The sequence below is a fragment of the Litoribaculum gwangyangense genome, from assembly GCF_039543505.1.
Classification (GTDB): domain Bacteria; phylum Bacteroidota; class Bacteroidia; order Flavobacteriales; family Flavobacteriaceae; genus Litoribaculum; species Litoribaculum gwangyangense.
Window position 1 is genome coordinate 548,562 of sequence record NZ_BAABJW010000002.1, and the last position, 14,055, is coordinate 562,616.

Sequence of the window (14,055 nt, forward strand, 5' to 3'; positions counted from 1 at the left end):
GTCTTATAATTTTGCGTTTAAACCGAACGTGATTGTTTTATATAGGGGTGCGTTTCTATTACTTTGATTTCCAGATCCGCCTTCAGGATCAAAATATTCTAAACCAGTAAAGGTTAATAGGTTTTGTGCCCCTAGAAAGATTCTAAGTTTAGTCATACCTATTTTTTGTAAAACGTCTGTTGGTAAAGAATAACCGAGTTCAATTGATTTTAACCTGAGGTATGACGCATCTTGCACGTAGAAAGAAGATACTCTGGTATTGTTCTGTCCACCAACTCTGGGTAAATTAATACTTGGATTTTCGGGTGTCCATCTATTAATCCAATATTTTAATACGTTACTTCTATCATCTGCCATAGGTAAATTACCGTTACCCATAAGCAATCTATCAACACCGCTTACACCTTGAAATAAAAAGTTAAAATCAAAACCTTTATATTCAAAAGAACCATTGAAATTAATCAATAAATCTGGATTTGGATTTCCTATGATGGTTCTATCATCATCATCAACTACACCATCTGGGACTCCATCTGGGCCTGATATATCAGCATATTTTAAGTCACCTGGTCCTGTATTGATATTACCAAACTGCGTGGGTGAATTGGCTATTTCATCTAAATCCTGAAACACTCCTATAGCTCTAAAACCGTAATAAGAACCAAACGCTTCACCAATTCTGATTATACTAGTATTAGTAATGGTTTCCTCACCACCATCTCCTAATCCAGTAACTTCATTTTTGAGGAATTTCGTCATATTAGCTCCAACGCTAAATTTAATATCGTCTCCTATGTTATCTCTATAATTAAGTGCCAATTCAAGACCTTTGTTAATCATGGATGCCGCGTTAATAGCTCCTAAATTAGTTACTCCCAAAGTGTTTGGTATTGGGAAATTATCATATAAAATATCTTGACTATCTCTACTGAAGTAATCCGCAACAAACTCGACTTTATTTTTAAACATGTTCAAATCCAGACCAAAATCATACTGCTCCGTAAGCTCCCATCTTATACTCGGATTAGCTATACCTGTAACAGCAACACCAACCACACTCACATCATTTCCTAAAACGTAATCTTGATCAGGGTTATAGGTTTGCTCGTAAATGTATCTACCAATTCTATTATTTCCACTTTCACCCCAGCTAACTCTTAGCTTTAGGTTGTTAATAAAATCTGCTTTATCCAAGAATTTTTCTTCTGAAATTCTCCAACCAACCGAAGCCGAAGGAAAGTTACCATACAAATTACCTAATCCAAACCTCGATGTTCCATCTCTCCTGATACTAAACTGTGCGAAATATTTACCATCAAAATCATAATTTAATCTTCCAAAAAAGGATTGCAAAACATCTTCTGCTGCCCCACCTGAAACAGCAGGATTAGTAATACCTCCACCATTAAACTCCTCTATATTGTTGGTTGGAAATCCACTTAAGGTACCACTAAAGTTGTCTGTTCTGAAATAAGAAACGGTATGCCCTAGCAAAATGCCCAAATTGTTTTTGCCAGCAATGGTTTTATTGTATTTTAATACATTTTCATTTAGTAATGTGTACTCTAAGTTGGTTGCATTATCTAAGTTGTTTAAAGTACCTACAATAACTGGCACCCCATCATAAGAAAACAGAGATTCTACAGGGCTAAAGTCTGAGTTATTGGTATATTCAATATTAGCACTTCCACTAGTTTCAAAGGATAAATCTTTGGTCAGTTGAAAAGACATACCTATTCTTTGACTAAGATTAAATGTATCACCAACATAATTTCCTAAGAAGCCTCTTCGTAATGGGTTTTGCGTTAAAAATGATGCATTGGAATTTTCCCATGCCCCATCTACGACACCATATTGCCCATTACTATAAAAAACAGGAATGGTAGGAGCCGTTCTTTGCAATTGATAAAGAATTCCATTATCGCCACTAAATGCTGCTTGTTGTCCTTGATTATTAAAACCTGATCCAGTTGGGCCTTCTAATCGTCTCCAAAACATATTGGTGTTACTGTTTAGGGTAAACCATTCTTTAAGTTTAGAATTTATGTTAAAGCTTAAATTGTAACGTTCGGTTTTAAACTTACTTCTTACTATGGCATCCTGACCTAAGTAACCCATAGAAATTCTATATGTAGTTTTTTCACTACCTCCAGAAAATGCTAAGTTATGTGATTGTATGGAAGCTTGTCTTAGAATTTCCTCAGCCCAATTCGTATTGGCAAACTGATCAGGAGACGATCCTGTTCTTATGGCCTCCAATTGACTAGAAGTATATCTTGGTAAAAAACCAGGTCCATCTTCGTTTCTAAACTTCTCATTCATCAAGGTCGCATAATCTAATGAACCTAAAAATTCTGGAAGTACAGTGGCTTCTTGAATTCCATAATAACTATTATAATTGATTTCAAATTTATCGGCTGTTCCTCTTCTTGTAGTCACCAAAACGACCCCATTTGCTCCTCGAGCACCATAAATAGCTCCAGCTGAGGCATCCTTTAAAACGGTTATACTTTCAATATCCGCTGGTGCTAAACTGTTGAATACCGATAAATCATCATATTGAATGTTATCAATAACTATTAAAGGTGCTGTACCCCCAAAAGTACCGATACCCCTAATGACAATGGAAGATCCATCTGCCCCAGGGTTTCCCGTAGTTTGAGTTAATTGAACACCAGAGAAACGTCCGTACATTAATTGTCCAGAATTTGTAACAGGTTGATTAACTTCTTCTTTAAAAGTTACTGATTGTACTGATGATGTTAAATCTACTTTTTTCTGGGTCCCATAACCAACCACAACAACTTCGTCAAGTTGAGCTGTATCTTCCTGCAACGTTATTTGGTAAGTTTTAGCAGATTCAACTGTTATTCTAGTAGTTTGGAAACCTACAAAGGAAATTTCCAAAACATCGCCTTGTGAGGCCTCAATTGAAAATGCGCCATCAAAATCTGTAGTTGTACCAGTTTTTGTGTTCACTTTAATAATAGTAGCTCCCGGCAAAGGTTGAGAATTACTATCAGTTACTGTTCCAGAAATTGTGTTTTGTGAAAATGCTAGCTGCCCAATTGGAACTAGCAGCAGAAAATAAAATAATAGTACTTTCATAAATTTAGTTTATAGAGTTAGTTTAGTTAATAATCTATAAACAAAGATGAAAATAATATAATGTTAACAGAAGGTTAAATAAATCAATTAGGGGTTCAAATAATGCAAACGCTTTAAAACAGTGGCTATATGCTACTTATTTATTAACTCTTTGTATTTTGAAGGCAAACAATTGAACTGTTTTTTGAAAGAAGTCTTAAAGTACTTGTAGTCATTAAAACCAACTTCATAAGCTATTTGGTTTAGGTTTAAATCTGAAGATAAAATAAGCTGCGCAGATTTCTTTAAACGAATAGACCTTATAAATGCGGTTAAAGAGAGTCCCGTTAACGATTTGATTTTTCTGTATAAGGTTGACTGACTCATAAATAATTCATCAACCATATTTTCTATCCCAAAATCGGTATTGTGCAAATTGTTTTCTACTAAGAGAATCGCTTTATGAATGAAAGCATTCTCGGTATCATCCTCATTTTCTATTTTGGTAGCTGTAGGTTCAAAACGAACTTTATTGAGTAAATGAGCTCTTAACTTTTCTCTATTTTCAAGCAAACTTTCTATTCTAGCCTTAATTACTTTGGCATTGAATGGTTTTGTAACATAATCATCAGCACCCGTTTTAAGGCCTTCAATTTCAAAAACAGTAGAAGTTCTGGCAGTTAACAAGATAATAGGTATATGGGATGTTGTGATTTGAGATTTCAATTCTTTGCAAAGTGTGATACCATCTTTTCCTGGCATCATTACATCACTAATTATCAAATCGGGGATTTCACTAGATGCTCTTTGAAAACCGGAATCTCCATCGTTTGCCTGTATTACGGCATAGGTATCTGAAAGTATATCTTTTAGATAGGTTAATATTTCTGGATTATCATCAATAATTAATACAGAATGCTCTTTAGCCTCTATGCTTAAATTCTCAATATTTTCAATAGTATCGGTGGTTTTATAACCTTTAATATTATCAGAAGTCAGGAAATTTTCATCAATAAATCCTTCATACAAGTTGGCATTCATTGAAAGTTTGATAACAAATTCTGTTCCTTCATTTAACTTACTGTTAACGCTGATACTTCCGTGATGTAATTCAATTATCTTTTTTGAAAATGACAAACCAATACCACTCCCAATCATTCTAGCCGTATTAGCGGACTTAATTTGAAAAAAACGATCAAATATTTTTTCCATATCTTCAGCATTCATTCCTATACCCGTATCTTTTATAGAAATGATACAAAATTCAGAATCTACATCAATTTTCATGATTATCTCATCGCCTTGATTGGTATATTTTATGGCGTTTGATAAAATATTGCATAAAACGATTTCCATTTTATTTCTATCAAAAGGAAATAAAATTTCTTCCTGTTTAGGTTTAAATTTATATTTAACGTGTTTAGCTTTAGCAGCTTCTTTAAAGTACAAGTACACTTCCCTTGAAAATCTCACAAAATTACCTTGCGAAACACTCAACTTAAGCAACCCATGATCGGCCTTCCTAAAATCTAATAATTGATTGATTAGATTTAAAAGTCTACTTGTATTTCTATCTATATAGCTCAAGTTTTTTGAAACTTTTGTGGGCAAATTTTCACTTTCCAAAAGCTCCTTCAATGGACTTATTATTAAGGTTAAAGGTGTTCTGAATTCATGCGATATATTAGTGAAGAAGTTTAGCTTCGCCTCGGTTAATTCAATTTCTTTCTCTTTATCAATTCTTGCAATTTCTAAGTTATTTTTAAGTTTTAATTTATCACTATTCGACTGTATTAGGTAAAATACAGCACCTAACACCAAAAGAGCATATAAAATAATGGCAAAGCTACTCGTCCAAGGGGAACCCAATAAAACAATATCTATGGATTTTGGCTGGCTCCAGTTTTGATTATCACGTGAAGCTTCCACTTTTAATTTGTAATTACCTGGTGATAATCCTGCAAAGTTTATTTCGTTTCTGTTTTGTAAATCTATCCATTGATCGTGGTATCCTTCCAGAGAATAACGATATTTTATATTTAATTGTCCTAAAAAATCATTGGCAATAAACCGAGTTGAAAAAAAATTATCTCTATGGCTTAGTTTTATTTTGTCAGCATAATTAAAATTCTTATCCAATATTTGATTGCCGGATTTATATTCAACCAACTCATTATTAACTCTTAATGAAGTAAAAATAATTTCTGGGATTACATTGAAGTTCTTAATGTTTTTTGGATTAAAAAAGGTAATATTATCAATCCCTCCAAAATAAATTAATTCATTTTTATAGTTGAAAAAACTTTTGTTATTGAATGAGGTTGATCTTACACCATTAATATCGCCATAGCTAATAATAGTTTTATCGGTATCATTATACTTTACAATTTCAGTATGGGTACTAAGCCATAAATTTGAATTTTCATCAAAGGTTAGCGAGCAAATAAAATCACTATTTAAACCATTTTTTCGAGTGATGATATCATCAATAACCAGCTTTTTATCTTTGTTATTAAGCTTGATTAAACCATTGGGGGTTGCTAACCAAATATTATTCCCCTTAATTAATGTAGAATTTATAATAACACTGGGTAACTTTCCTTCCAAGAAATTAGACTGATGTATAAATTTATGATGGCTTTTATCATACAAATGCAATCCGTTATAAGTGCTTATCCAGATATTATTATTAGGGTCTTTTTTAATGGCAGTTATACGATTGCTTTCAATTTTATAGTCATCAGTTAGGTTTTCAGAGTAAATAGTGTAAGAAGCATTGTCGGTTATTTTGTTTAAATCAACAATCGCTAAACCTAGCTGCTGGGTTCCTATGTAAAGTATATTTTCATCAATTAAGAAAGACGTAATTTTATTAAGTTTTGTTTTTGAACTAAAAATTATTTTATTGGATAAAAGATTGAAAATATGGAACCCGTCCTGGGTTCCAATATAAAGCTTATTGTCGTTTTCATATAATTCGTTAATTTTTATTCGTCCAACTTCCTCAATCAAAGAAAGGCTATCAAAATCCTCCCCAAAATATAGCCCATTGAAGGTTCCAATAAATATTTTTTCCTCACTTTTATAAATACTGGTGCAGTTTAGAAAGCCTTTTAAATCAGTATTTGTTATGAGCTTATCGGCATTGTTAAAACCATTTCCTTCCAATAATTTAACCAAACCTCCATTTGCAGTGGCCAACCAAGTAACATTATTCTTGTCTTGATGTATATTTAAAATGGTATTGTAATTACCACTTATTTTATCAGAATTTCTTGGAATCAATTCTATTTCACTAAATTTTGAAAGGTTTTCATTACTTCTGTAAATTCCCCTTCCCCATGTACCTATCCATAGCCTATTATATTTGTCTAGAGATAGTTTCCTAGAAAAATTACTTACAACTCCTGTTTCAATTTCTTCAATGGATTCTGTGTAAAAATTAAAATTATATAGTTTGGTGTTCTTGCCAGAAACGGCAATCCAAACCTTATTTCTGCTTACATCGGCCAGTAAATCGGTTATTTGATTTTTAAGGACAAATGTGTTAATTATTTCATAGGAAGCATTGAATTGTAATAGTCTAATACCAGTGGAAATCCAGATGTTATCTTTAAAATCAATTTCAATACTGTATACAGATTGATTAAAATTTATTTGGTTTAGTAATTTTTCATTCTTAAAATCTAAAATATAAACACCATGACTCCATGTGCCAATCCAAATATTACCATTACTGTCTTGTGATAAAGCTGTAATTCTTAAATCGCCTTCATTAGCTAAATCGATTAAATAATTAAGGTTTTTTACTTGATTATTTTTTATATCCAAATAAGATAAACCACCACTTTTTGTTCCTATCCATAAATTTGAATCTTCATCTAAAAAAAGAACTTCAATGTTTTCATTTAATAGTTCTTCATATTCATCACTAGGCTTAATATATTCATAATCAAACCCATTAAATTTTGTAATACCATTTTCTGTACCAATCCATTTCATGTTTAAATCATCACTTACTATGCTAGACGCATAATTGTGGGATAAACCCTGTTTGGTGGTAATAAAGTCAACAACATAATTAATATCATTCTCTTGAGAAGCCATAAAAAATGGACACAAGAGATATATTGAAACAAAAACTTTTTTTAAATAGCGGTTAAACATTTTTTTGTTAAAATTAATTGATTGACTTTTTAGTAAATGTATCAATTTAGTTATTGCATTTCCAAGGTTAATATACAATTTTTCATAATTGATTTTATGGTTGACCTCTCAGTGACCCTATATTGAGTTATTTATCCCCATGCTGATTTATACATAATAATAGCTTTGTAATAAACTTTAAATTTCCGATTCGGAATTTTAATATAATCTTCTCTAAAATGAAAAAAAAACTCTTTTTAATGATTTCATTTTTTGTTAGCTTTCTATTAGTTAATGCCCAAAGCAAATCAAAAAACTCCCAACAACCAAATATCATCATTATTCTTGTTGATGACTTAGGTTATGAGGATGTTGGTTTTAATGGGTGTAAAGACATCCTAACTCCTAATATAGATAAGATATCCAAACAAGGGGCTAAATTTATTAATGGCTATGTTAGCTATGTAGTTTGTGGTCCAAGTAGAGCGGGATTGATCACAGGGCGTTATCAAGATCGCTTTGGCTTTGGTAGAAATCCATTATTTGCTCCCAACGATCCTGAAATGGGTTTGCCGTTAAGCGAAGAGACCTTAGCCGAAGCCCTAAAAAAATCCAATTATAAATCGGTAGCATTGGGCAAATGGCATTTAGGAGCTCATGAAAGCTTGCGCCCTTTAAAACGTGGATTTGACGACTTTTATGGTTTTTTAAGTGGAGGACATCAATATTTCCCAGATGAATGGACTTTGAAGGATGAATATGAGGTAAATACACAATTTGATGCCTATAGAACCAAACTTTTAAGAGACAATACCCGTGTTGAGGAAACCGAATATTTAACCGATGCATTATCTAGAGAAGCGGTGAACTATATAGAAAAATATAAGGATGATTCTTTTTTTATGTATTTAGCATATAATGCCCCTCATACGCCATTACAAGCTACTGAAAAATATCTAAGCAGATATGTTTCAATTAAAGACGAGAAAAGGAAAACATATGCAGCTATGGTAAGTGCTGTTGATGACGGGGTTGGAAAAATTTTGAATAAATTAGAAGCATTATCTCTTACTGAAAATACAATAATTTTCTTTTTATCAGATAATGGTGGTCCAGAAAACCATAACGCATCTAACAATGGTGTTTTAAGAGGAGGAAAAAGCGATGTTTTTGAAGGTGGTATCAGGGTGCCATTTGCTATGATGTGGCCTAAAAAAATTCCAAGCAATATAGTGTATGACAAACCCATAATTTCTCTTGACATTTTTGCAACAGCTATAGCTCAAACGAAAACATCCATCAAGTCCAAAAACAAAATTGATGGTGTTAACTTGGTGCCATTTTTGACAGGAGAAAGCAACGAAACTCCACATGATTACTTGTTTTGGAGAAAATTTGATGCTAATGATTATGCTTGTAGAGATTTAGATGGAGAAAAAATTGCCTTTAGAAAAGGTAATATCATGTTATTTGATTTAAAAAATGACATTTCTGAAAAAAATAATTTAATAGATATAAAACCTCAATCTTTTGATTTTTTAAAAAATATTTACTTTAACTGGGAAAGCGAAATGCTAGACCCTATTTTTCTAGGTTTAGGAGAAGATTCTGAATACAGTAAATTGCATCCAGATAGATTTATTAGAAAAAACAATCCAAATAAAAATTAAATAAATGAAGAAACCAGTATTCATACTTATAGTCCTATTCACCATAGTTACATCATGCAAAGACAATAAAAATCCACGCATAGAGGAAGTAAAGGAGCCTGTATCCAAAAAACTACCAAATATTATATTTATTTACGCTGATGATTTGGGTTATGGTGATTTAAGGTCTTATGGAGCTCAGGACATAGCAACACCAAATTTTGACAATTTAGCTAATAATGGCATCAAATTCACGAATGGTTATGCCACATCTGCTACATGCTCACCTAGTAGATTTGCCCTATTAACAGGTACTTATCCTTGGAGGAATAAAAATGCAAAAATACTGCCGGGAACAGCGCCTTTACTCATAGATACTGCTCAAGTTACCTTACCAAAAATCCTTAAAAACCAGGGGTATCAAACAGGCATTGTCGGTAAATGGCATTTAGGCTTGGGCACGGGAAATGTTGATTGGAACACTCAAATTTCTCCAGGCCCTAATGAAGTAGGTTTTGACTATAGCTATATTATGGCTGCTACTCAAGATCGAGTTCCCACAGTATACATTGAAGATGGTTATGTGGATAATTTAGAACCAAACGATCCCATTTTGGTTGATTATGATAAAAATTTTGAAGGTGAACCAACAGGAACTGGAAATCCTGAACTTTTAAAGTTTAAAGGAGATTTGCAACATAGCGAGGCTATTGTAAATGGTATTTCTAGAATAGGATATATGAAAGGTGGTAAATCTGCGAGATGGGTAGATGAAGATATGGCAGATCATTTTTTGGAAAAAGCCCAATCTTTTGTAAAAAAACATAAGAATGAACCCTTTTTCTTATACTATGCATTACAACAACCTCATGTACCAAGAACGCCTAACCCCAGATTTGTTGGGGCTTCAGGAATGGGGCCTCGTGGTGATGTTATTATTGAAGCTGATTGGTGTGTAGGGGAATTTGTTAAAACTTTAGAATTGGTAGGCTTACTTGAAAACACATTAATTATTGTATCTAGTGATAATGGGCCTGTTTTAGATGATGGCTATGTAGACCAAGCTATAGAAAAGTTAGGAAATCACAAACCCTGGGGTACATTGCGTGGTGGCAAATACAGTTTGTTTGAGGCAGGAACGCGCGTACCATTCATAACTTATTGGAAAGGGAAAATTAATCCAGGTGTTTCTGATGCCATAATCTCTCAAGTTGACTTACTGTCTTCAATGGCTCAATTAGCCGGCAGTAATGTTACCACAACAGATAGTGAAAATATGTTAGATTTATTATTAGGTAAAACGAGTGAAGGACGTAAAAACCTTATCATTGAAGCTACCTCCAGAACAGCCTTTAGACAAGGAGACTGGGTTATGATTCCGCCTTATAAAGGCCCAAAATTACTTCTTAATAAAGGTATAGAAACTGGTAATTTAGATACATTTCAATTATATAATTTAAAAGAAGATCCTCATCAGGATCAAAATCTTGCAGCATCTAATCCTAATAAGCTGAATGAAATGATAGAAACCTTTGAAGCCATAAGAGGTGGTTCATACCATGATATTGAACAACCAGATTTTAAGTAAAATAAACTGTTAAAATAAATTCATGAATAAAATCTGTGTAATAATGCTTTTAAGCATTTTCCCTTTAACTTCATGTAGCAAAAATAAGCCGAAAATTTTAATCATAGGAGATTCTATATCTATTGGCTATACTCCTTTCGTTAAGCAACATTTCTCAAATAAAGCAATTGTTTTTCATAATGAGGGAAACGCACAGCACACAGGTACTGGTTTAGAAAAAATTGAGGAATGGCTAGGTGATGAGCCTTGGGATATCATTCAATTCAATTGGGGTTTATGGGATTTATGCTATAGACACCCTAATTCCAAAGAATATGGTCAAAGGGATAAAATGAATGGAAACCCTGAATTTAGTGCGGCTGATTATGCATCCAATTTAGAAGCTCTCGTCGCCATCATTAAAAAGAAATCAAATGCGAAATTAATTTTTGTTACAACAACATATGTTCCTAAAAATGAACCTGGAAGATTTGAAAAGGATGTAGAAAAATATAATGATGTAGCTAAATCAGTTATGAGAAAACACAATATAGCCATAAATGATATTTATATACCATCTATAGGTATTCATAAAGAAAATGGGCTTGGTGAAAAAGATGTACATTATACGGAAAAGGGTTATGAAGAGCTAAGCAAACTCATTATCAAATTTTTAAATACAACCATATAATTATGAAAATTAAATTTTTTGTTAAAGTCATTATATTAATCATACTAACTTCATGCAATAAAAATAAAAAAGACCTTCCAAATCAAATTAATAAACCGAACATCGTATACATCTTGGCTGATGACTTGGGTTATGGGGATTTAAGTTGTTATGGTCAAACTCGCTTTTCAACTCCTAATATTGACGCATTAGCACAAGGAGGCGTTTTGTTCACACAACATTACTCAGGATCAACGGTATGCGCACCATCAAGATCTTCGCTCATGACGGGTTTGCATACCGGACATACGTTTGTAAGAGGAAATAAAGAAGTAAGGCCAGAAGGCCAAATTCCTATTCCAGATAGTACCTATACCATTTCAAAACTTTTAAAAGAACATGGATATGCAACAGGTGCTTTTGGGAAATGGGGTTTAGGATATCCCGGTTCGGAGGGCGATCCTTTAAATCAAGGTTTTGATACGTTTTATGGTTTTAATTGTCAAAGACTAGCTCACAATTATTATCCCTATCACTTATGGGATAATGATAAAATGGTTTTGCTAGAAGGGAATTCAGGAATTAAGCAAGAACAATATGCACCAGAATTGATACACCAAAAAGCCTTGCAATTTATTGATAAAAATAAAGATAGACCTTTCTTTCTTTATTATCCATCTGTCATACCACATGCCGAATTGTTTGCCCCAAATAATTACATGGATCAATTTTTGGGAAAATTAAATCCAGAAAAAGTGTTTAATGGTATTGATGAAGGTGACAAATACAAAAATGGTGGTTACGGAACACAAGAACATGGACATGCGGCATTTGCGGCCATGGTTAATCTTTTAGATGATCAAGTTGGAGAAATTGTACAAAAAATTAAAGATTTAGGGTTAGAAGAGCATACCATCTTTATTTTTACTTCAGATAATGGACCACACCAAGAAGGAGGTGCTGACCCTGATTACTTTGATAGTAATGGTATTTTAAAAGGCTATAAAAGAGATCTATTTGAAGGGGGCATAAGAGTACCCTTGATTGTTAAGTGGAGAGGAAAAATTAAAGAAGGTAGACAAACCAATCATATATCAGCATTTTGGGATGTCATGCCAACATTTGCAAATATTTTAAACACTAAATTAGATACTAAAACCGATGGTATTTCATTTTTACCCACTTTACTAGATACTGGAAAACAACAAAAACATGATTATTTATATTGGGAATTCCATGAACTAAAAGGACGGCAAGCGATAAGAAAAGATAATTGGAAACTCGTTAAATATAATGTAAAAGAAATCCCTAAATATTTTTTATTTGATTTAGATACTGATGCAGGGGAAACCAATAATCTTTCTGAAACGAATCCAGGAAAATTGAATGAACTTATTAAAATTTTAGAAAATGCCAGAACCGATTCAGAAGTTTTTAAATTTTAATGTAAGACCATAAATTAAATATGTTACGAAGCTTAAAAATCAACCTATTAATTACAACAATTTTATTGGTTAATGTTTGTAAATCGCAAGTAAACCATAACCGTTTACCTGAAACATCAAACTATAATATTTTGTGGATTGTTGCGGATGATTTGGGTACAGATTTAGGATGCTATGGTAATGATTTAGTTTATACTCCAAATCTTGATAAGCTGGCTTCTGAATCCATATTATATAAAAATCTGTTTACTGTAACCGCAGTTTGTTCTCCTAGCAGATCTGGTTTAATTACAGGTATGTATCCTGTGACTTTGGGGTTGCAAAATCATAGAACCCAAATGAAAAAAGTATTACCAGATTCCATTTTCCCGATAACTGAATATTTTAAAAATGCTGATTACTTTGTTTGTAATGGCAACGGATTAAAAAATGGTGCTAAAGGTAAAATGGATTATAATTTCAAAGCTGATTTTGATAGCTTATACCAAGGAACCCATTGGAGTCAAAGAACAATAGGCCAAAAATTCTTTGCTCAGGCACAAATATTTTATCCTCACAGACCCTTTCATTCAGATTCATTACATCCGGTGAACCCTGATTTAGTAAAGTTACCACCCTATTATCCCAACCACCCATTAGCCAGAAAAGATTGGGCTCTCTATTTAGAAACCGTGCAGCATGTTGATATCAGTGTTGGTAAAATAATGAAGCAATTAAAGGAAGATGGTTTATTAGCCAATACCATCATATTTTTCTTTGGGGATCAAGGCAGACCACATGTTCGTGCTAAACAATTTTTATATGACTCAGGTACCAACACACCGCTTATGGTTAGATTTCCAGACGGGTATGGTGCCGGGACAGTTTCAAATGAATTGGTAAGCAATATTGATATTCCTGCAGCAACTTTGGCATTGGCAGGAATTGAATGGCCAAAATACATGCAAGGTTTGAACTTCTTATCAAAAGATGATGACAGAACTTATGTGTTTTCAATGAGAGATCGTCGCGATGAAACGGTAGATAGAATTCGCGCTCTACGATCTCAAAAATTTAAGTATATAAAAAATTACTATACTGATAGACCTTATACACAGTACAATGTCTATAAAGAAATGAGCTATCCTATGTTGCCTCTCATGCATGTCATGTTTGAAGAAGGTCAATTAGATAAGGCCCAAAAAATATTTATGGATTCAATCAGGCCGACTGAAGAGTTATATGACTTAGAAGCAGACCCTTTTGAAATTAATAATTTAGCTACAAAATCTGACTACACATTAGAATTAGAAAAATTGCGAAACACCTTAAATCAATGGGTAATTAAAAATGATTTAGGCGTTTATCCTGAAGATGAAGAAGAAATTAATGCAGCACAAGAAGAAGCATTGAAAAGACTAAAAATTACTTTAAAAAAAAGAAATTTACCAGAAAATGCCTCTTACAAAAAACATGTTGAATATTGGGAAAACAAACTATTAAATAACTAAA

Annotated in this window: 7 protein-coding genes; 5 read left to right on the forward strand and 2 right to left on the reverse strand. The window is 32.8% G+C overall.

Features of this window, described 5'->3' with window-relative positions:
- Nucleotides 1-3: 3 nt before the first annotated feature.
- Nucleotides 4-3,108: a SusC/RagA family TonB-linked outer membrane protein gene (locus tag ABD963_RS07970; RefSeq protein ID WP_345276421.1), complete on the reverse strand. Its 3,105-nt coding sequence runs from the start codon at nt 3,106-3,108 to the stop codon at nt 4-6.
- Nucleotides 3,109-3,240: 132 nt separating this feature from the next.
- The gene (locus ABD963_RS07975) at nt 3,241-7,209 is read right to left on the reverse strand and encodes a hybrid sensor histidine kinase/response regulator transcription factor (protein ID WP_345276422.1); all 3,969 of its coding nucleotides are present in this window, start codon (nt 7,207-7,209) and stop codon (nt 3,241-3,243) included.
- A gap of 263 nt (nt 7,210-7,472) precedes the next feature.
- Here ABD963_RS07975 and ABD963_RS07980 point away from each other — a divergent pair, with 263 nt between their 5' ends.
- The 5 genes from ABD963_RS07980 to ABD963_RS08000 are packed head-to-tail and all read left to right on the forward strand — an operon-like array spanning nt 7,473 to nt 14,054.
- Nucleotides 7,473-8,903 (forward strand): sulfatase-like hydrolase/transferase, encoded by a 1,431-nt coding sequence (locus ABD963_RS07980; protein WP_345276423.1) that lies wholly within the window; start codon nt 7,473-7,475, stop codon nt 8,901-8,903.
- A 4-nt stretch (nt 8,904-8,907) separates the two neighbouring features.
- The gene (locus ABD963_RS07985; RefSeq protein ID WP_345276424.1) at nt 8,908-10,470 is read left to right on the forward strand and encodes a sulfatase family protein; all 1,563 of its coding nucleotides are present in this window, start codon (nt 8,908-8,910) and stop codon (nt 10,468-10,470) included.
- 22 nt (nt 10,471-10,492) lie between these two features.
- Nucleotides 10,493-11,140 (forward strand): SGNH/GDSL hydrolase family protein, encoded by a 648-nt coding sequence (locus tag ABD963_RS07990; protein ID WP_345276425.1) that lies wholly within the window; start codon nt 10,493-10,495, stop codon nt 11,138-11,140.
- A gap of 2 nt (nt 11,141-11,142) precedes the next feature.
- Nucleotides 11,143-12,564: an arylsulfatase gene (locus ABD963_RS07995; protein ID WP_345276426.1), complete on the forward strand. Its 1,422-nt coding sequence runs from the start codon at nt 11,143-11,145 to the stop codon at nt 12,562-12,564.
- A 20-nt stretch (nt 12,565-12,584) separates the two neighbouring features.
- A complete protein-coding gene (locus tag ABD963_RS08000; protein ID WP_345276427.1) occupies nt 12,585-14,054 on the forward strand; it encodes a sulfatase family protein in 1,470 nt (489 codons plus the stop codon).
- Nucleotide 14,055 lies beyond the last annotated feature (1 nt).

What these genes read in the sequence shown, in the direction of transcription:
- ABD963_RS07970 (WP_345276421.1), bottom strand. Translation starts at nt 3,108, where the DNA reads ATGAAAGTACTATTATTTTATTTTCTGCTGCTAGTTCCAATTGGGCAG.
- ABD963_RS07980 (WP_345276423.1), top strand. Translation starts at nt 7,473, where the DNA reads ATGAAAAAAAAACTCTTTTTAATGATTTCATTTTTTGTTAGCTTTCTA.
- ABD963_RS07985 (WP_345276424.1), top strand. Translation starts at nt 8,908, where the DNA reads ATGAAGAAACCAGTATTCATACTTATAGTCCTATTCACCATAGTTACA.
- ABD963_RS07990 (WP_345276425.1), top strand. Translation starts at nt 10,493, where the DNA reads ATGAATAAAATCTGTGTAATAATGCTTTTAAGCATTTTCCCTTTAACT.
- ABD963_RS07995 (WP_345276426.1), top strand. Translation starts at nt 11,143, where the DNA reads ATGAAAATTAAATTTTTTGTTAAAGTCATTATATTAATCATACTAACT.
- ABD963_RS08000 (WP_345276427.1), top strand. Translation starts at nt 12,585, where the DNA reads ATGTTACGAAGCTTAAAAATCAACCTATTAATTACAACAATTTTATTG.